Below are 18,365 nucleotides of genomic sequence, written 5' to 3'. Positions count from 1 at the left end.
CGTAAATATAACAAAAAAAGCCGGAAACGAATCCGGCTTTTACACAAAAAACGATCTCCGTTATCCGAGGAACGAGAGCAGAATACCCGCAGCGACCGCCGAACCGACCACACCGGCCACGTTGGGTCCCATGGCGTGCATCAGCAGGAAGTTCGAGGGATCGGCCTTCTGACCCTCGGTCTGCGACACGCGGGCAGCCATCGGCACGGCCGAAACGCCTGCCGAACCGATCAGCGGGTTGATCTTGTTCCCCTCCTTCGAGAAGAGGTTCATCAGCTTGGCCAGCAGCACGCCGCCGGCGGTACCCATACCGAAAGCGATCACGCCCAGCAGCAGGATGAAGAGCGTCCGGGGATTGAGGAACGCCTCGGCCGTGGCCGTAGCGCCCACCGTGAGGCCCAGGAAGATCACGACGATATTCATCAGCTCGTTCTGCACGGTCTTCGACAGACGGTCCACCACGCCGCACTCCTTCATCAGGTTGCCCAGCATCAGACAGCCCACCAGCGGTGCGGCCGACGGCAGCAACAGGGCGATGATGACGGTGATGATCAGCGGGAAGAGGATCTTCTCGGTCTTCGACACCGGACGCAGCTGGCGCATCTTGATCTTGCGCTCTTTCTCGGTGGTCAGCGCGCGCATGATGGGCGGCTGAATCACCGGCACGAGTGCCATGTAGGAGTAGGCGGCCACGGCGATCGGGCCCAACAGTTCGGGCGCGAGGATCGCGGTGAGATAGATCGACGTGGGGCCGTCCGCGCCGCCGATGATGCCGATCGAACCGGCCTCCGAGGGCGAGAAGCCCAGCGCATAGGCGCCGATGAACGTGAGGAAGATGCCGATCTGCGCCGCAGCGCCCAGCAGGAAGCTCTTGGGATTGGCGATCAGCGGACCGAAATCGGTCATGGCGCCCACGCCCAGGAAGATGAGACAGGGATAGATGCCGAGTTTCACACCCAGATAGAGGTAGTCCAGCAGTCCGGCGTTCGCCACGAAAATATCCCAGTGGACATGCCCTCCGGCGAAGAGTTCGGTATGGTAGAGGTTGGCTCCCGGCAGGTTCGTCAGCAGCATGCCGAATGCGATGGTCAGCAGCAGCAGCGGTTCGAACTTATGCTTGATGGCGAGGTACAGCAGGAAGAAGGCCACGCAGATCATGACCAGACTGCCCCACCCCATGTTGGCCAGGAGGCCGGCGATGCCGGTGGACTCGACAAAGGTTTCCAGACTCTCCAACACGAAATTGGAGCTGGAAGTCAATGCACTCCACATACGCCTACTCGATTACGATTAACACGTCGCCTTCCATTACCGTAGCGCCCTGCTGCACGAGGACCTGCTTGACAACGCCTCCGCGGTCCGCGTCGATGTTGTTCTCCATCTTCATGGCTTCGAGCACGACGAGCGTCTGTCCCGCAGCGATCGTATCGCCAGCGGCGACCTTCACGCTCAGCACGGTGCCCGGCAGGGGGCATTTCACGCTGTACCCCGACGAAGGGGCGGCAGCGGCGATGCGCGGCGAGGGAGTCGCCGAGCTGGGGGTTATCATGGCGCTGTTTGCCGACTTGGGAGCCGGTGCGACCTGGGGTTTGGAGACCGTCGAGGCTTTTGCGCCCTCGATCTCGACTTCGTAATCCACACCGTTCACCACGACATGGGCCACCGTCGAGGCCTCGTTCACGTCGTCGATCTGAACGCTGTAATTATGTCCGTTGATTTTCAGTGAGTAATCTTTCATTTTCTTGTTTAGGTTATTTCCGGTCGGGAAGCTGGGTTAAACCGTGAATTTTCGAATTCCAGGGCGAATAGGCCCGCTTGATGTTGAGAATGGTCAGCACTTCGGATTCGCGGTCGTGCAGGGCGCCCTTGTAGATTTTGAGCGCCGTGGCGATGGCTGCGACCTCCTCGGGGCTGATCATCGGCTGTGCGTCGATCTTGCTGCCGGCCGCGGGACGCACCCGGAAGCAGGCGCCGAAAGCCTTCATGATGAAGATCAGCGCCACCAGCATGACGACCACCAAGCTGAAACCGATCAGCGACACCCAGAGTATCTCCGACCATCCCCAACTCATTGCTTGCAGTATCATAAGCTATCGGTCTTTACAGGGGAATGTTCGAATGTTTCTTGGGCGGGTTCTGCAAACGCTTGGTTGCCAGCGACTGCAAGGCGCGGATCACGCGGAAGCGCGTGTTGCGCGGCTCGATCACGTCGTCGATATAGCCGTAGCGGGCGGCGTTGTAGGGGTTGGAGAACTTGTCGTTGTACTCCTGCTCCTTCTCGGCGATGAACTTCGCCTTCTCCTCGGGTTTGTCGGCCAGCTCTTTCAGCTCCTTGCCGTAGAGCACCTCGACGGCGCCGCTGGCGCCCATCACGGCGATCTCGGCCGTCGGCCATGCGTAGTTGATGTCGCCGCGGATGTGCTTCGACGACATCACGATATAGGCGCCTCCGTAAGCCTTGCGCAGCGTGACGGTGATCTTCGGCACCGTGGCTTCGCAGTAGGCGAACAGCAGTTTCGCGCCGTGGGTGATCACGCCGCCGTACTCCTGCGTGGTGCCCGGCAGGAAGCCCGGCACGTCCACGAGCGTCACGATCGGGATGTTGAAGGCGTCGCAGAACCGCACGAAGCGCGCGGCCTTGCGGCTGGCGTTGATGTCCAGTACGCCGGCCATGAACTTGGGCTGGTTGGCGATGATGCCCACCGACTGTCCGTTGAAGCGGGCGAAGCAGGTGATGATGTTCTTGGCATAGCCTGCGGCCGACTCCAGATATTCGCCGTTGTCAACGATGGCACGGATTACCTCGGCCATGTCGTAGGGTTTGTTGGCGCTGTCGGGGATGATGTCGTTGAGCGAATCCTCCAGACGGGTGATCTTGTCCGTGCAGACGGCCAGCGGGGCGTCCTCCATGTTGTTCTGCGGCATGTAGGAGATCAGTTTCTTGATCAGCTCGATACCCTCCTCCTCGGTGTCTACGGCGAACTGCGCCACGCCCGACTTGGTGGTGTGCATCGTGGCTCCTCCGAGCTGCTCCTGCGTCACGTCCTCTCCCGTCACGGTCTTGACGACCTTCGGGCCCGTGAGGAACATGTTCGAAGTCTCCTTCTTCATGATGATGAAGTCGGTCAGCGCGGGCGAGTAGACCGCACCGCCGGCGCAGGGGCCGAAGATGGCCGAAATCTGCGGAATGACGCCCGACGACATCACGTTGCGCTGGAAGATGTTGGCATATCCGGCCAGGGCGTTGACACCCTCCTGGATGCGTGCGCCGCCCGAGTCGTTCATGCCGATGCACGGAGCGCCGTTGCGCATGGCCATGTCCATGACCTTGCAGATCTTGTCGGACATCGACAGCGACAGCGAACCGGCCGTCACGGTGAAATCCTGTGCGAAGACGTACACCAGACGGCCGGCAATCGTTCCGTACCCCGTCACCACGCCGTCGCCGAAGGTGTGCTTCTTCTCCATGCCGAAGTCGTAGCAGCGGTGGGTCACGAACATGTCGAACTCCTCGAACGAACCTTCGTCGAGGAGCATCTGGATGCGTTCGCGGGCCGTGTACTTGCCCTTGTCGTGCTGTTTGTCGATCGCCTTCTGTCCGCCGCCCATGCGGGCCGTCTCGCGGTTCTCGATCAGTTGGTTGATCTTATCCTGAATCTGGCTCATATCTTTATTTGTTTTTGTTTTCGCAAAGCTCCGTCAGAATGCCCTGGGTCGATTTGGGGTGCAGGAAGGCGATGGTCAAGCCCTCGGCGCCCTTGCGGGGGGTCTTGTCGATCAGGCGGATGCCCTTGGCCTCGGCGTCGGCGAGCTGCTCCTCGATGTTCTCGCAGGCCAGCGCCATGTGGTGAATGCCGATACCGCGGTTTTCGATGAACTTGGCGATCGTGGACTCCTCCGACGTGGGCTCCAGCAGTTCGATCTTGGTCTGCCCCAGCATGAAGAACGCCGTGCGGACCTTCTGATCGGCCACCTCCTCGATGGCGTAACACTTCAGTCCCAATACGTTTTCCCAATAGGGAATCGCCTCGTCGAGACTCTTCACGGCGATGCCAAGATGCTCGATATGAGAAACTTTCATAGCAACAATTAAATTTAAGTTAGTGAATATTTATGTGTTGTTTCGTCCTTTGTTATTTTGCGAACACAAAGATAGACGAATCTTTCAGAACCGCCAAAATTCGGCGGACTTTTTTTGGCAATAGTTTGGCTTCGAAATTCGCGGGATGTGTCCGAAAAGACGATTTCGGGTCCGGGCGGCTCCGGAAAAACCGCCGCCGGAAAGGAAAAACCGCGCAGTTTCGGCGTACAAAGGGTCGTGACGACCCTTTTATCATTCGGAAGATTCAGAGCCATATGCAATTCGGTTTTGGAACAAACGCATTTTTCCTATCTTTGGGGTCGTAACGACCCTTTTATCAGTCGGAAGGTTTTGCAAAGCCATATGCAATTCGGTTTTGGAACAAGCGCATTTTTTGCTATCTTTGTCCTGCAATCCGCAACAGCGGGTTGTCTTGACTCAACGGAAAAATCTGGAAAATTTATCTTAGCAGTCAAGTGCATATCCTGCTTGCGGTGCAGCCTGCGCCGTATGGCACGGGATATGATTCCTACGTCGTTACGGCGCGGGCTATATGCGCTTACTGCTACAAAGGTTTTTCCAGAGCCGTCCGTTGGGTAAGCAAACAGTAGTCCGCGTTCGTATTTTTACGGGCGCGGCACAGAGGTCCCCAAAATCCACACCACCATGAAACAGCAAGACCACCGCCGCCGCAGCGACAACAACCGTTTCGACCACGAACGCCTCCGGTTCGCAATCCGCGCATCGGGGCTCTACACCGGGAGTTTCGCCCGGCGGATCGGCCTTCCCGACAGCGAAGCGCTCTACGACGTGCTGACGGGCCTGGCGCCCCTCTCCCCCGAGCTGGCCCGCCGCATCCACGTCTGCTATCCGCAGATCGACCTGGAGTGGCTGATGACGGGCCGCATCAGAGGCATCGAACTTCCCGCAGCCGGTCAGAGCGACGTATAAATCTGCATAAGGCGTTCCGCCACAGCGTATTCCGAAAAAAGTTCCGCGCGCCGGCGTTCGCGCCGGCGCATCGTCTGCCGCCACGACTCGTCGCAGAGGGCGTTCTCCAGCGCCGCGACGACCTCGCCCGGGACCTCGGGGTTCACGTAGGCGGCGGCATGGCCGGCGGCCTCGCGGTTGAGCCGCGTGTCGCTCAGCACCATCGGAAGCTCGGCGCGCAACGCCTCGACCACCGGCACGATCGACGCCTCGGAGCAGGCGTCGGGCAGGTAGGCGAAGACCCGCGCCATGCGGAACAACGCCGGAAGGTCCGCGGAGGTCAGCTCGTAGATGAAATCCACGCGCGTGGCCAAATGCCGCTCGCGAGCATAGTCGAGCAGAAAATCCGAATAGACCGTGCGGCGGCCGCAGACGACCACCCCGACACGCGAATCCAACAGCGCGAGCGCATCCAGCACCACTTGGTGGTTATGGCGCGGCTCGACGGCTCCTATCATCAGAATAAACATCTCAGGGAGATCGTATTTGCGCCGCGTGTGTTCAAGTTCCGCTTGAAGCGGCGGTTCCTGCGGCACGCGGGCTGCGAGCGGCATCATGACCTCGATCTTCGCGGGGTCGATGCGCAGGCGCTGCGACAGCTCCTCGCGGGCCGGCGTGCTGACCGTGATGACCCGCCGCGCCTGCCGCAGCGCCCGGCGGTAGAGGCGCAGGGCGATGAGCCGCTCGGAAAAGGTGTAGAGGTGCGGATAACGCAGGAAATCGAGGTTGGGGACGGTCATCACCGCCGGAATGCGCCCCAGGTGTACGGAGAGCGGCAGCGAGGATCTGAAGCCGTGGTACAGGTCGAGGTGCCCATAGCGCTTTGCGTCAACGACATATTCATGTTCCGGAGCGTAATTTTCCAACACCCCGGCCAGGTGCTGAAAGTAATTGCCCCGGAGCGTGACCGGGGCCGTATCGAGTCCTATTTTCATAACTTGTTCCTGAAAAATTGTTCCATCTGGCAAATAATCGTTATCTTTGGTGTCGTAACGACACTTTTATTCGTGTACAAAAACAAGGTTCTCTATGAAGAAAGTGCTCCTTATCCTGTCGTTCGCGGCTGTCGCGGCTGCGGGCGGCGCCGCAGCCCAGAATATCGTGCTCGGCGACCGCGTCCCCGAGCTCAAAATCTCGAAATGGCTCGACGACAACCAGCCGGAGGCCGCACCCGCGACCTACATCGAGTTTTTCCACTCCTCGAACCCCGCCTGCATCGCCTCGCTCAAACGCCTGAAAGAGATCACCGACAAAACAGGGGCCAAACTGCGCGTGATCGTCGTCACGAAGGAGGACGCCGCGAAAGTCACGCCGCTGCTCAGGCCCTATCTCTCGAAGCGGATCGGCGCGGCCCTCGGCACGGAAAAGGCGTTCACCGCCTTCGGTGTGACCTACGTGCCGTTCGGGGTGCTCACCGACGCCAAAAACCGCGCGGTATGGATGGGCAACTCGCTGCAATTCAACGAAAAACTGATCGAACAAACAACCAGGTAACGACCCATGTCATTCACCAAGATAGACCACTACGAAAAAGAGTATGCGGACACGCATCACGATACGGCACTCAATGTCACGGAAGGCGTTGAGGACCAACCGATAATAAGTCCTTATTTCAAGCGGCGCAAGAAGCGTGCGCTTTCGACCGAAGAGTACGTCGCGGGCATCCTCGCGGGCAACATCACCACCCTCTCGCAGGCCATCACGCTGGTCGAATCGTCCAATCCGGCGCACTATGCGCAGGCGCAGGAGATCATCGAAGCGTGTCTGCCCCACGCCGGGCATTCGGTCCGCATCGGCATCACGGGCGTCCCGGGAGCCGGCAAGTCCACGTTCATCGAGGCCATCGGCAACATGGTCGTATCGCTGCGCCACAAGCTCGCGGTGCTGGCCATCGACCCCTCGTCGGAGCGCAGCGGCGGTTCGATACTCGGCGACAAGACCCGCATGGAGAGCATCTGCAACAACCCTTCGGTCTTCGTGCGCCCCTCCCCTTCGGCGGGATCGCTGGGCGGCGTGGCCCGCAAGACGCGCGAAACGATCGTGCTGTGCGAGGCCGCCGGATTCGATGTCATCTTCATCGAGACGGTGGGCGTCGGGCAGTCGGAGACCGCCGTGCATTCGATGGTGGACCTCTTCATGCTGTTGCAGATCTCGGGCGCGGGGGACGAATTGCAGGGCATCAAGCGCGGCATCATGGAGATGGCCGACCTGATGGTCATCACCAAGGCCGACGGCGAGAACATCCACAAAGCGGAGCTGGCGCAGACGCAGTTCCAAAGCGCGCTGAGGCTGTTCCCGGTGCCCGAATCGGGCTGGCGCCCCAAGGTCTACACCTCGTCGGCGGTGGCCAGGACGGGTCTGGAGGAGGTTTGGAAAGGCGTCGAGGAGTATCTCGACCACATCGAGAAAAACGGCTATTTCCAGCACAACCGCAACCGGCAGAACAAATACTGGATGTACGAAACGATCCATGAAGCGCTGCGGGAGAGTTTCTACCGCGATCCGGCCGTCGAAGGGCGCATCGGAGAGTACGAAAAACGCGTGCTGGAAGACCGCATATCGTCGTTCATCGCGGCCAAGGAGCTGCTGGAGATCTATTTCAAGGACAGGGCCGGGAAGCCGGAATAGTCCGCCGTCCCGCCATCGGACGAAAATCCCGCCTCTCGGCACCGAGGGGCGGGATTTTCATATGCGGAAGGGAGAAACGCCTTACGCGTGCACGGGATGTTCCGCATAGATTTCGCGCAGGCGATCGGCCAACTCCGGAACGCCCTCGCCGGCGCATTTGCGGATCACCTCCAGCGGATTGCGGATGCCCCGGATCGCCGGGCGGCCCGGATCGACCACATAGACCGGAATTTCGGGACGCACGCACCGCACCAGCGACGCAGCGGGATAGACCGCCAGCGACGTGCCTATCACCACGAAAATATCGGCCTCGGCGGCAAGCGCCGAAGCGCGCCCGAACTCGGGGACGGGCTCGCCGAAGAAGACGATGTGCGGACGCAGCAGCGAGCCGTCGGGAGCCGTGTCGTCGAACCCCTGCTCGATGCCGCCGAACGGCACGACGAGCGACGGATCGTCCGACGAACGCAGTTTGGTGAGCTCGCCGTGAAGGTGGAGTATGTGCGTCGAACCGGCCCGTTCGTGCAGGTTATCGACATTCTGGGTGATGACCTGCACGTCGAAATCGCGCTCCAAAGCGGCGATAGCCAGGTGTGCGGGATTGGGTTCGGCGGCGAGCATCTCGCGCCGCCGGTCGTTGTAGAAACGGATCACGCCCCGACGGTTGAAATCCAGAGCCTCGGGAATACAAACCTCCTCGATCTTGTAATTCCCCCACGTCCCGTCGGAATCGCGGAACGTCGCAAGACCGCTTTCGGCGCTGACTCCGGCGCCGGTAAAGACTACGAGTTTTTTCATGGCATGGAATAGTTACGCAGGGGTAAAAGTACGAAATTTATGGCATAGTTCATGCAAGATTCGGACGATGTATACCAAAAACAAAATTTTCGCATTATGAATCAGCAAAAACACACACCCGAGGACACCCTGACAGACATTTTCGGATCGAAAGAGATGCGTTCGCCGGCCCCGACGGAATTCATCCCCAAGGAGAAGACCGCACCCGAAATAGCCTATCAGCTGGTCAAGGACGAGACCTATCCCCAGACCCAGCCGCGGCTGAACCTGGCAACCTTCGTGACGACCTACATGGACGACTACGCCACCCGTCTGATGAACGAGGCCATCAACATCAACTACATCGACGAAACGGAGTATCCCCGCGTAGCGGTGATGTGCGGACGCTGCCTGAACATCGTCGCAAACCTGTGGAACACGCCCGAAAAGGCCGAGTGGAAGACCGGAGCGCTGGGCATCGGCTCGTCGGAAGCCTGCATGCTGGGCGGCGTGGCCGCATGGCTCCGCTGGCGCAACCGCCGCAAGGCCGCCGGCAAACCCTTCGACAAACCGAACCTCGTGATGAGCACCGGATTCCAGGTCGTATGGGAGAAGTTCTGCCAGCTGTGGCAGATCGAGATGCGCACCGTGCCCCTGACCCTCGACAAGCCCACGCTCGACATCGAAGAGGCCCTGAAGGTCTGCGACGAGAACACCATCTGCATCGTGCCCATCGCCGGCGTGACGTGGACGGGTCTGGACGACGACATCGAAGGGCTGGACAAGGCCCTCGACGCCTACAACCGGAAGACCGGCTATGAAATTCCGATCCACGTGGACGCGGCGTCGGGAGGTTTCATCCTGCCGTTCCTCCGTCCCGAAAAGAAGTGGGACTTCCGCCTCAAATGGGTGCTGTCGATCTCCACGTCGGGCCACAAATACGGACTGGTATACCCGGGCCTGGGATGGGTCGTATGGAAGGACAAGAAATACCTGCCCGACGAGATGTCGTTCTCGGTCAACTACCTCGGCGCCAACATCACGCAGGTAGGTCTGAACTTCTCGCGCCCGGCGGCGCAGATTCTCGGCCAGTACTACAACTTCATCCGTCTGGGATTCGAGGGCTACAAGGAGGTTCAGCAGAACTCGATGGACATCGCCCGGTACTGCCACACGCAGATCGGCAAGATGCCGTGCTTCAGGAACTACGCCAAGGAGGTCGTCAACCCGCTGTTCATCTGGATGATGGACCCCGAGTACGACAAGAAGGCCAAATGGACGCTCTTCGACCTCCAGGCATCGTTGCAGCAGAGCGGCTGGATGGTTCCGGCCTACACCATGCCCAAGAACATCGACAACCTGATCGTCATGCGCATCGTCGTGCGCCAGGGCATGTCGCGCGACATGGCCGACATGCTGCTGGGCGACATCCGCAACGCCGTCGCCGAGTTCGAGAAACTCCAGTACCCCACCCCCTCGCGCATCAAGTACGAGAACAAGGAGCATCAGAAAGGCAAGGTCTACACGCATTAATCGAATGCCGGAAATCTCCGGCAAACGGCCCCGCTTTGGAAAATGAAGCGGGGCCGTTTTCTTGCGCCCTGCCATATCCCGATGCCAAACTGGACAATATCCGCGCATCCGAAAACTTGCCGGAAGCAAAAAAATCCGTATCTTTAACGCGTTTTTACCCGACGCATGCGATTATGACAGAAACCTTTTCGATCTTCCTGACCGTCATGGCCCTGCTGGCCGGCGTGGTCTTCGCCGCACTCCACTTCTTCGAAGCCGGCTACGGCTACCTCTTCGACCGCCGATACGGACCTCCCGTGCCGAACAAAATCGGCTGGGTGGTGATGGAATCCCCGGTCTTCATCCTGATGTGCGTGCTGTGGGCCTCGTCCGAACGGATGTGGCAGGCCGGACCGCTGGCGCTGTTCTGTCTCTTCCAGGCGCACTACCTCCAGCGGGTCTTCATCTTCCCGCTGCTGATCCGCGGAAAGGGGAAAATGCCCCTCGGAATCGTGCTGATGGGCATGGTCTTCAACACGCTCAACGCCCTGATGCAGGGCGGATGGATCTTCTACGTCTCGCCTGCGGACTATTACGCCGACTGGTTCTCACAGCCCTACATCTACGTCGGCGGGGCGCTGTTCCTGGCCGGCATGGCCGTCAACCTCCACTCGGACCACATCATCCGCAACCTGCGGAAGCCCGGCGACACGCGCCACTACATCCCCCGCGGCGGAATGTTCCGCTACGTTTCATCGGCCAACTATTTCGGCGAACTGATGGAATGGACGGGCTTTGCCATCGCCTCGTGGTCGTGGGCGGGTGCGGTGTTCGCATGGTGGACCTTCGCCAACCTCGCACCCCGCGCAGCGTCGCTCCGCCGCCGCTACGAGCAGGAGTTCGGCGAGGAGTTCACGAAACTCCGCCGAAAACGCATCATCCCTTTCATCTATTAGATAGAAGGCCCCGCCCGCCAATTACGAATTATGAATTGTGAATTATGAATTCCTCTCTCTTCACCCCTTACAAATTAGGCCCCGTCACGCTGCGCAACCGCACGATCCGTTCGGCGGCTTTCGAGTCGATGGGCAAGGACTTCGGTCCCACGCAGCAACTCAAAGATTATCACGTCTCCGTGGCCCGCGGCGGCATCGGCATGACCACGCTGGCCTATGCCGCGGTGTGCCGCAGCGGACTGTCGTTCAATAAGCAGCTGTGGCTGCGCCCCGAGATCGTCCCGGGGCTGCGCGACATCACCGACGCCGTTCACCGCGAAGGGGCTGCCGCCGCCATCCAGATCGGCCACTGCGGCAACATGACCCACTGGACGACCGCCGGACAGATGCCCATCGGTGCCTCGTCGGGATTCAACCTCTATGCCTATACGCCCGTGCGGGGCATGAAAAAACGCGAGATCGAACAGGTCGCACGGGATTTCGGCACGGCGGTGCGCACGGCGCACGACGCGGGATTCGACTCCGTGGAGGTGCACGCCGGGCACGGATACCTCATCTCGCAGTTCCTCTCGCCCTACACCAACCACCGCCGCGACGAGTACGGCGGATCGCTGGAGAACCGCATGCGGTTCATGCGGATGTGTCTCGGGGAGGCCGTCGAGGCGGCCCGCGCATGCGGCATGGCCATCACCGTGAAACACAACATGTACGACGGATTCAAAGGGGGCATCGAAATCCCCGAAAGCATCGAGATCGCACGGGCAATCGAATCCTTCGGCGTGGACGGCATCGTCCTCTCGGGCGGGTTCGTGTCGAAGGCCCCGATGGCCGTCATGCGGGGGCTGATTCCGATCTACACCATGAGCTACTACTCGCCGCTGTGGCTGCGCTACTTCATCCGCTGGTGCGGACCCTTTATGATCAAGCAGTTCCCCTTCGAGGAGTGCTACTTTCTGGAGGACGCCAAGAAGTTCCGGGCCGAGCTGAAAGGTCCGCTGATCTACGTCGGGGGACTCGTCAGCCGCGAGGGCATCGACCGGGCGCTGGACGCCGGATTCGAGCTGGTGCAGATGGCCCGGGCGCTGGTGAACGACCCGTCGTTCGTTGACAAGCTCCGCGCGGGCGACGCCGCGACGCGCAGCGCCTGCGACCACCGCAACTACTGCATCGCGCGGATGTACTCCGTGGACATGAAGTGCTGCAAGGATTGCCCCGACCTGCCGCGGAAGATCGTCGAAGAACTGAAACGGCTGCCCTGATGAAACGCGGAGCAATCACACCGGGAAGCGCCCGGGCGCTGGTCACGGGCGCCGGGTCGGGCATCGGCCGCTGCTATGCCCTGCGGCTGGCGGCGCTGGGCTACGACCTCGTGCTGGCGGGCAACCGCCGCGAACCGCTGGAAGCCGCCGCCGCCGAGATACGCGCCGCCGCGAACCGCTGCGACGTGCGCATCGTCGAGATCGACCTGGCCCGCACGGAGGCCGCCGAGGAGCTTTGGGAGGCCGTGCGGCACGAAGGGGTCGAGATCGACGTACTCATCAACAACGCGGGGATTTTCTCGTTCCGCGACATCTTGCAGACGCCGCCCGAGCGCATCGAACGGATCATCCTCCTGCACGCCCTCACGAACACCCAGCTGTGCCGTCTGGCGGCCGCCGACATGGTGCGCAGAGGCTGCCGGGGGTATATCCTCAACATGTCCTCCTACTCGCTGTGGATGCCTTTCCCGGGGCTGTCGCTGTACAGCGCGTCGAAAGCCTATCTGCGGTCGTTCTCGGTGGCGTTCTCGAAAGAGGTGCAGGAGCACGGCATCCGCGTCACGGCGGTATGTCCGGCAGGCGTCGCCACGGACCTCTACGGGCTGACGCCCCGCTGGCAGCGCATCGGCCGACGCATCGGGGTGCTCATCTCCGCCGACTCGTGCGCACGGCGCGGACTGCGGGCCTTGTGGCGGGGCCGCCGGTGCATCGTTCCCGACTGGTGGAACCGCGCATGGATTCCCCTCTGCAAAGCGCTGCCGATGTGGGTGCTGAGGCCGATCCGGAAGTTTACGATGAGATTCCAGGCGTAGCCATACGCAAAAAAACAATGCGGCCGAAAAGCCGCATTGTTTTTTACGATTACTCCGTGCGTCAGTCCACTTTGAGCGCCCGGTCGATCGCCAGAAGCATGTAGCGATAGTGGTTCTTCATGCGCTCCGACGCAGAGGTGCCGAGGGCGTTCCGGTAGAGCTTCTTCATGTCGAGCAACATCCCGTAACGCTTGTAATCCACCGCCGGACGGACCAGGAAAGCGACGCTCCGCATCGGCAGCACGCCCGACACCGGGTCCGAAGTCATCTCCGGAAACACCCGGGCCATCTTCGCCAGGCGGGAGAGCGCCGCGGCATCGGGCAGCGTCTCTCCGGCGAACGCGGAAGCCGATGCGGCGGACCTGCGGGTCTGCGTCACCACGCCTGCATTGCGGATGACGTTGATCAGCAGCAGGTGCTGCATGGCGATATTGGCCTCGGTGGACTCCCGTCCCACGGCGACATCCCGCAGGATATAGCGGTAGAGATCGTCCATCGCATCGTCCTGCGTATAGGGGTCGTCCGATTTGGAGGCGCTCAGGTCGAGCGTCGAAAGGCTCTTGAAGATCACGTCGCTGAGCATGTCGCGGCAATATTCGCCCAGCGACACCACCTCGACCACATCCTTGTTGAGCCGCTCGTTGTCGAGCCACGACATGTCTTCGAGCCGTTCGAGCATGAATCGCAGCGCCCGGCGTTGCAGGTCGCGGGGAACGGAGAGATAGGTCGGCAGCGCGTCGCCCTCGTACTTTTCGTTCAGATAGACACCCCCGAGGTTGGCCGAAACGCTGACGAACGCATAATAGAGCTGATTCATCACGCTGGCCTGCACGAGCGACCGGAACGTATAGTCGGCATCCTCCTCCCCGATCCACTCGTCGGCATGCTTCATCACATAGGCGTAATTGGCGAACTCGTAGGCTGCGGCCCGGACCGGATCGTCGCCCAGGTTGTAGGGCATCGACCGGGGATCGAGCGCCACGGCCACGGGAGGAGGCGTATAGAGGCACATCGGATCGCTGCGGCGCGCGGCGATGCGGCGGTCGAGTTCCGCCACCTCGTCCTCGGGCGTCGCGGCACCCGGAACGGGCCGGTAGAGCCAATCGACGACATACTCGTCGTAGACGCCCGGCCCCTGCTGCATCAGGGCCACGCCGCGCTCCTTGTCGCCCGGCTGTGCGACCAGATTGTAGGGCAGCTCGTCCATGATCGAAGCCGAAATCCCGTAGCGCTGCGTGAAGGAGGGCGAACGCAGCGAATCCACCGGCACGCAATACGAACCGGCATAGTTGACCGCAAGGCCCAGACAGGCTCCGGTATGGCGCGCCACGTCGGCCGCCAGCGCCTTTCCGAACAGCTCCGGGGACATCTTCACCCGGCGCGCGTCGGGATCGGCGGCGCCCAGCTGCACGAAGAGGTCGGTGCGTATCCGCGAGGTCACGTTGTGCGGGATGCAGATCGTCGCGCTGAGAATCTCGCCGCTGCGGGGATCTATGCGCGCGGAACTCGAAAGGCTCTCCCCCATCGTGTTGGCGTACTTGACGCACGAGAACTTGATGTCGTTGGGATCGAACGACGCATCGTCGCGCGGATAGGGCCGCACCTGCACCGCATCGCGGTAGCCGATCTTCTCGAAAGCCGCGTTCCAGCTGAGCAGGCCCCGCCGGATCGCATCATACCACCCTGCCGGGAACGTGTCATCGACGTAGAACACGATCGGACGTTCGGGCGTCGTGAGCTTCCCGGCCGCGAACGCCGCGGGATCGGAGGGTTTGAGGTTCCAGCGGCAGGCATAGTAGACCGCCTTGGCCTCCTGCTCCCGGTCGCTGAACTTCACGAAGGCCACGGGAACCGTGCCGATGCGGGAGTCGCACAGCCGCGGCATCATCACTTCGCGCGGCAGCAACATCAGCGAACGGCGCGCAAGGGCCGTGTAAGGCGTGTCCTTGTTGATGAGGTAACCGCCGAAACGGGTCGTCAGCGTGAACGAAAGCGAGCTGAGCACCGACACGTTGTCGGCGAAAGCCTCCACGCCGCTCAGCAGCGAACATCCCGCCACGTAGTTGACCGTCGTGGAGAGGAATCCGCCGAAACTGTTGATGCCGTAGGGATCGTGCGGCCGCATCGCCGGAGCGCCGTTCACGAAGAACGACGTGGCCTCGAAAACCGACGAACCGTCGGGCGCCTTGCATTTCACGGGGAACGAGGCGATCACCGGGTCGATGTTGCTGCGCCGCACGGCCCGCGCCATCAGGCTGTCGCCCTCGACCAGCACGTCGGAATGCACGCGCCGCAGGCAGATGAGCGAATCGCTGCGGGTGAAGACCACGTGGAGCGGATCGCGGGGCTGCTGTCCGGCGAAGCCCTCGCCGGGGTCGGAGCTCTCCTCGATGGTCGTGCCGAGCAGCATCTCGCGCCCCAGCAGCGAATCGGGCAGTTCGACGTAGAGTTTGTTGCCCTCGAACATGTGGAGGGTCATGAAACCCCGGACCGTGGTCACACGCTTGTCCTTGAAGAGCTTTTCATAGGCGGAGAGCGGTTTGGGCGCCTCCGTCGTCCCGGACGCGGACTTCTTTTTGCCGCGGGCCGCCGAAGCAGTTCCGGGAAGCAGCGTCAGGCCCCCGGCCAGCAGCACGGAAAGAAGGGTCAGCAGGACTGTCGGTAAAAATCTTCTCATCGCCGTCTCGCTTATTTCAGGGTTTTCTCGATATTGTGCAGCATCAGCGCATAGTGCATCCGCGTCTTCTGCGAACCGCTGTTCACGCGGCTTTTGAGCAGCCGTTGCACGCGCAGCAGGTTGGCGTAGTTCTCGGCTTCGAGCGACTGCTTGACGACGTAGAGGATGCGCGGCGGATTGTAGCCCGAAACCGGCCCCGGATCAGCCCCGGCGTGCGAATGCACGTGCTCCGAACCGCAATAGCAGAGGTTGTCGGTCATGGACTGATACCCCCGCAGGCACTCCGGAACGGCGATGGCGTAGGGATCGAACCCGATCTCCTCGTCCAGCCCGCCGGCGAAGGCTTTCGGCACGGCGCCCGTACCGGCGTATTTCAGCCCGGCGGCCTTGCAGATGGTCAGCAGGTATTCGCGCTGGATCATCATCTGCTCCTCGGTGGGGTTCTTGCCCTGCACGGTGGGTTTCCAGACGAAATCGTAGATGTCCTTCATGCAAGCCTCGACGGTGTAGGGATCGTCGGAGAGCTGCGCGGAGTTCTCGACCTTCACGGCGCTCATGACCACGGCGCGGATGATGGCGATCTGCATGTAAGCCTTGGGGGAACCCATGAACTGAATGTTGCGCATCAGGCCCTCGTCATCCATCCAGTCCAGGTCGGCCAGCTGGCCGAGCAGGAACAGCACGGCGGCGCGCTGGCGCTCCTTGGGAACGCTCTTGTAGGCATCGACCGGATCGCCCACGTGCTTCTCGTTGAGATAAATGCCGCCCACGTTGGCGAACACGTGGCCGATGTAACGGATATACTGGCTGACGATGCCCTTGTAAATGTCGGTCCGGTAGGAGTAGTCGCGGTCCTCGTCCTTCACCCAGTCGTTCAGATTGGCGAGGATGTAGCGCAGGTTACGGATGCCGTACTCCGACGCCTTCACGGCGTCGTCGCCGAGGTCCTCGGTCTGCGAGCGGGGATCGAGCACGGCGCCCTGCTGCTTGCCGTAGCGGAGCACGGGATCGGCGGCGGCCTCGGTGATCCACCGCGACGTGATCTTGTAGACCTCCTCGGGCGATGCGGCGTCGAAGACCGGCGTATAGAGCCATTTGACAGCGTAGTAGTCGTAGACGCCGAAACGGGGAGGCGTCATCCGCACGCCCCGCTCCATGTCGCCCGGCTGGGCCACGTAGTTGAAGCGCGCATAGTCCATGATCGAGGTGGTCGTACCGTATTTCTGCGTAAACGACGGCGAGCGCAGCGAATCGACCGGAATGACGGCCGAAGCGCTCATGTTGTGCATGAATCCCAGGCAATGCCCGACCTCGTGGGTCACCACGTAGCGCAGGGCGTCGTCCATCACCTCGCGGGGCAGTTTCACGCTGCGCACCGACTTGTCGGCCTGGGCCGTCTGGATGAAGCGCCAGTTGTTCACCAGCTTGACGATGTCGTGGAACACGTAGACCGAGGCGTTGACGATCTCGCCGCTGCGCGGATCGACCCACGAGGGCCCCATAGCGTTGGAGATGCCGATGGGCGCATAGCGGATGCACGAATATTTGATGTTGTCGGGGTCGAACTCCGGGTCGTCCTTCGGAAACTCGCGGGCCTCGACGGCCTGTTTGAATCCGATGCGTTCGAACGGCTCGTTCCACTGCTCGACGGCTTCGAAAATGGGCTTGCGCCAGCTCTCGGGGAAATCGGGGTCGATGTAGAAGACGATCGGTTTCTTGGGCCGGACGAGCTCCCCGCGGCGGTAGGCCGCCTCGTCCGACGGCTCGACGCGCCAGCGGTTGGCGTAGCAGAGCAGCTTGGCCTGCTGCTCCCGCTCGCTGAAAAGAATCTTCCCGGTGGGGAAAACCGACATGCGGCTATCGACGAAGCGCGGCTCGTAAGGCGTTTCGGGCAGCAGCACGAGCGAACGCGTCATGACGGCCGTGAAAGGCACGTCGGAGGCGATCTCCTTGCTTCCGGCTTTGAGCGTGTAGGTGTAGCTCAGGTGGCTGCGGATCACGACGTTGTCCTCGAAGGCGCGGATCTCCCCGAGGAACGACTTGTCGGACTGGTAGCTCGCCGAGCGGGTCACCCTCCCGTAGTAGAGGTTCTCTCCGTAGGGGTCGAACGGCGTCAGAGCCTTGTTGTCGCTCAGGAAGAGGTCCGTCGCATTGAAAACGACCGCGCAACTGTCGGGACTCCACGCCGCAATGTCGTACGACTTGATGATCGCGCCGATGTTGTTGTTCGCCAGCGACCGGGCGATATTGGGGCTCGCCGCATCGGTCACGTTGTCGCGGACCAGCTTGCGGACCTGCACCTTGTCGCCCGTGCGGGTGAACTGTATCCACAGCGGATCGGTCGGTTTGGAACCGATGACGGCGTCGCCGTTGTCCGAAATCTCGCTGACGGTCGATCCGAGCAGCATGTCGCGCCCGAGCAGTGCCACCGGGAACTCGAAATAGAGTTTACCCTTGACCTTGTGCAGGCGGATCATGCCGTCGGCCGTCTCGTGCTTCTCCTTGAAGAGCTTCTCGTATTCGCTCGTCTTTTTCGGCGCGGGAGCCGGTTGTTCGGATTTCGCCTTTTTCTTTTTCTTCGAAGCGGCCGCCGCCGGGAACGCACCGAGCGTCCCGGCCAGCAGACCGCAGCAAAACAATGATAAAACGGTTTTCTTCAACATAAATTAATAGTTC

17 protein-coding genes are annotated in these 18,365 nt (G+C 61.3%); 7 read left to right on the top strand and 10 right to left on the bottom strand.

Features of this window, described 5'->3' with window-relative positions:
- Positions 1–60: 60 nt before the first annotated feature.
- Genes NQ519_RS14080 through NQ519_RS14055 form a run of 6 tightly spaced genes read right to left on the bottom strand, consistent with a single transcriptional unit; the run spans position 61 to position 4,356 of the window.
- Positions 61–1,272: a sodium ion-translocating decarboxylase subunit beta gene (locus NQ519_RS14080; RefSeq protein ID WP_227901086.1), complete on the bottom strand. Its 1,212-nt coding sequence runs from the start codon at positions 1,270–1,272 to the stop codon at positions 61–63.
- Positions 1,273–1,276: 4 nt separating this feature from the next.
- Complete coding sequence (locus NQ519_RS14075; RefSeq protein ID WP_019150524.1) at positions 1,277–1,738, bottom strand: biotin/lipoyl-containing protein; 462 nt, start codon at positions 1,736–1,738, stop codon at positions 1,277–1,279.
- A gap of 13 nt (positions 1,739–1,751) precedes the next feature.
- A complete protein-coding gene (locus tag NQ519_RS14070) occupies positions 1,752–2,087 on the bottom strand; it encodes an OadG family protein (protein WP_227901087.1) in 336 nt (111 codons plus the stop codon).
- A 13-nt stretch (positions 2,088–2,100) separates the two neighbouring features.
- Positions 2,101–3,666 carry an acyl-CoA carboxylase subunit beta gene (locus NQ519_RS14065; protein WP_019150526.1) on the bottom strand — a complete coding sequence of 522 codons (1,566 nt, stop codon included), beginning with the start codon at positions 3,664–3,666 and terminating at the stop codon, positions 2,101–2,103.
- Between the two features lie 4 nt (positions 3,667–3,670).
- Complete coding sequence (mce, locus tag NQ519_RS14060; RefSeq protein WP_019150527.1) at positions 3,671–4,081, bottom strand: methylmalonyl-CoA epimerase; 411 nt, start codon at positions 4,079–4,081, stop codon at positions 3,671–3,673.
- A 14-nt stretch (positions 4,082–4,095) separates the two neighbouring features.
- Positions 4,096–4,356 (bottom strand): hypothetical protein, encoded by a 261-nt coding sequence (locus tag NQ519_RS14055; RefSeq protein ID WP_147513168.1) that lies wholly within the window; start codon positions 4,354–4,356, stop codon positions 4,096–4,098.
- A 391-nt stretch (positions 4,357–4,747) separates the two neighbouring features.
- Here NQ519_RS14055 and NQ519_RS14050 point away from each other — a divergent pair, with 391 nt between their 5' ends.
- Entirely contained in the window at positions 4,748–5,032 is a 285-nt protein-coding gene (locus NQ519_RS14050) for a hypothetical protein (protein WP_019150528.1), read from the top strand.
- Here the strand turns inward: NQ519_RS14050 and NQ519_RS14045 are convergent.
- Positions 5,017–6,006: a glycosyltransferase gene (locus tag NQ519_RS14045; protein WP_019150529.1), complete on the bottom strand. Its 990-nt coding sequence runs from the start codon at positions 6,004–6,006 to the stop codon at positions 5,017–5,019. The two genes, NQ519_RS14050 and NQ519_RS14045, sit on opposite strands and share 16 nt — an antisense overlap.
- A 94-nt stretch (positions 6,007–6,100) precedes the next feature.
- Between NQ519_RS14045 and NQ519_RS14040 the strand changes: the two genes are divergently transcribed.
- Together NQ519_RS14040 and meaB are read left to right on the top strand one after the other, a co-directional pair.
- Positions 6,101–6,565: a hypothetical protein gene (locus NQ519_RS14040; protein ID WP_019150530.1), complete on the top strand. Its 465-nt coding sequence runs from the start codon at positions 6,101–6,103 to the stop codon at positions 6,563–6,565.
- 6 nt (positions 6,566–6,571) lie between these two features.
- On the top strand, positions 6,572–7,699 hold the full coding sequence (gene meaB / locus NQ519_RS14035; RefSeq protein WP_019150531.1) for a methylmalonyl Co-A mutase-associated GTPase MeaB: 1,128 nt from the start codon (positions 6,572–6,574) through the stop codon (positions 7,697–7,699).
- Between the two features lie 81 nt (positions 7,700–7,780).
- On the opposite strand, the gene NQ519_RS14030 is transcribed toward meaB, so the two are convergent.
- The gene (locus NQ519_RS14030; RefSeq protein ID WP_019150532.1) at positions 7,781–8,494 is read right to left on the bottom strand and encodes an SIR2 family NAD-dependent protein deacylase; all 714 of its coding nucleotides are present in this window, start codon (positions 8,492–8,494) and stop codon (positions 7,781–7,783) included.
- Between the two features lie 96 nt (positions 8,495–8,590).
- Here NQ519_RS14030 and NQ519_RS14025 point away from each other — a divergent pair, with 96 nt between their 5' ends.
- From NQ519_RS14025 to NQ519_RS14010, 4 genes are all read left to right on the top strand, one after another.
- Positions 8,591–10,006: a glutamate decarboxylase gene (locus NQ519_RS14025; protein ID WP_019150533.1), complete on the top strand. Its 1,416-nt coding sequence runs from the start codon at positions 8,591–8,593 to the stop codon at positions 10,004–10,006.
- Positions 10,007–10,179: 173 nt separating this feature from the next.
- Positions 10,180–10,941 carry a DUF1295 domain-containing protein gene (locus NQ519_RS14020; protein WP_019150534.1) on the top strand — a complete coding sequence of 254 codons (762 nt, stop codon included), beginning with the start codon at positions 10,180–10,182 and terminating at the stop codon, positions 10,939–10,941.
- Positions 10,942–10,985: 44 nt separating this feature from the next.
- Entirely contained in the window at positions 10,986–12,200 is a 1,215-nt protein-coding gene (locus tag NQ519_RS14015) for an NADH:flavin oxidoreductase (RefSeq protein ID WP_019150535.1), read from the top strand.
- The gene (locus NQ519_RS14010; RefSeq protein ID WP_019150536.1) at positions 12,200–13,012 is read left to right on the top strand and encodes an SDR family NAD(P)-dependent oxidoreductase; all 813 of its coding nucleotides are present in this window, start codon (positions 12,200–12,202) and stop codon (positions 13,010–13,012) included. The genes NQ519_RS14015 and NQ519_RS14010 overlap by 1 nt, the downstream gene beginning before the upstream one ends.
- Positions 13,013–13,073: 61 nt before the next feature.
- Here NQ519_RS14010 and NQ519_RS14005 read toward each other — a convergent pair whose 3' ends face one another.
- Positions 13,074–15,689, bottom strand: coding sequence for a zinc-dependent metalloprotease (locus NQ519_RS14005; protein WP_227901088.1), 2,616 nt, complete (start codon positions 15,687–15,689; stop codon positions 13,074–13,076).
- An 11-nt stretch (positions 15,690–15,700) separates the two neighbouring features.
- On the bottom strand, positions 15,701–18,352 hold the full coding sequence (locus NQ519_RS14000; protein WP_044118619.1) for a zinc-dependent metalloprotease: 2,652 nt from the start codon (positions 18,350–18,352) through the stop codon (positions 15,701–15,703).
- Positions 18,353–18,365: the final 13 nt, after the last annotated feature.

It is taken from the genome of Alistipes senegalensis JC50 (genome assembly GCF_025145645.1).
GTDB lineage: Bacteria > Bacteroidota > Bacteroidia > Bacteroidales > Rikenellaceae > Alistipes > Alistipes senegalensis.
Note: the sequence above shows the minus strand (reverse complement) of the source record. Positions and strands in the feature narration are given on the sequence as shown.

Excerpts from the sequence above, each read along its gene's own strand:
- NQ519_RS14055 (WP_147513168.1), bottom strand. The coding sequence starts at position 4,356 with ATGGCTCTGAATCTTCCGAATGATAAAAGGGTCGTCACGACCCTTTGT.
- NQ519_RS14025 (WP_019150533.1), top strand. The coding sequence starts at position 8,591 with ATGAATCAGCAAAAACACACACCCGAGGACACCCTGACAGACATTTTC.
- NQ519_RS14070 (WP_227901087.1), bottom strand. The coding sequence starts at position 2,087 with ATGATACTGCAAGCAATGAGTTGGGGATGGTCGGAGATACTCTGGGTG.
- NQ519_RS14075 (WP_019150524.1), bottom strand. The coding sequence starts at position 1,738 with ATGAAAGATTACTCACTGAAAATCAACGGACATAATTACAGCGTTCAG.
- NQ519_RS14045 (WP_019150529.1), bottom strand. The coding sequence starts at position 6,006 with ATGAAAATAGGACTCGATACGGCCCCGGTCACGCTCCGGGGCAATTAC.
- NQ519_RS14030 (WP_019150532.1), bottom strand. The coding sequence starts at position 8,494 with ATGAAAAAACTCGTAGTCTTTACCGGCGCCGGAGTCAGCGCCGAAAGC.
- meaB (WP_019150531.1), top strand. The coding sequence starts at position 6,572 with ATGTCATTCACCAAGATAGACCACTACGAAAAAGAGTATGCGGACACG.
- NQ519_RS14050 (WP_019150528.1), top strand. The coding sequence starts at position 4,748 with ATGAAACAGCAAGACCACCGCCGCCGCAGCGACAACAACCGTTTCGAC.
- NQ519_RS14005 (WP_227901088.1), bottom strand. The coding sequence starts at position 15,689 with ATGAGAAGATTTTTACCGACAGTCCTGCTGACCCTTCTTTCCGTGCTG.
- NQ519_RS14010 (WP_019150536.1), top strand. The coding sequence starts at position 12,200 with ATGAAACGCGGAGCAATCACACCGGGAAGCGCCCGGGCGCTGGTCACG.
- NQ519_RS14015 (WP_019150535.1), top strand. The coding sequence starts at position 10,986 with ATGAATTCCTCTCTCTTCACCCCTTACAAATTAGGCCCCGTCACGCTG.
- NQ519_RS14040 (WP_019150530.1), top strand. The coding sequence starts at position 6,101 with ATGAAGAAAGTGCTCCTTATCCTGTCGTTCGCGGCTGTCGCGGCTGCG.
- NQ519_RS14065 (WP_019150526.1), bottom strand. The coding sequence starts at position 3,666 with ATGAGCCAGATTCAGGATAAGATCAACCAACTGATCGAGAACCGCGAG.
- NQ519_RS14080 (WP_227901086.1), bottom strand. The coding sequence starts at position 1,272 with ATGTGGAGTGCATTGACTTCCAGCTCCAATTTCGTGTTGGAGAGTCTG.
- NQ519_RS14000 (WP_044118619.1), bottom strand. The coding sequence starts at position 18,352 with ATGTTGAAGAAAACCGTTTTATCATTGTTTTGCTGCGGTCTGCTGGCC.
- mce (WP_019150527.1), bottom strand. The coding sequence starts at position 4,081 with ATGAAAGTTTCTCATATCGAGCATCTTGGCATCGCCGTGAAGAGTCTC.
- NQ519_RS14020 (WP_019150534.1), top strand. The coding sequence starts at position 10,180 with ATGACAGAAACCTTTTCGATCTTCCTGACCGTCATGGCCCTGCTGGCC.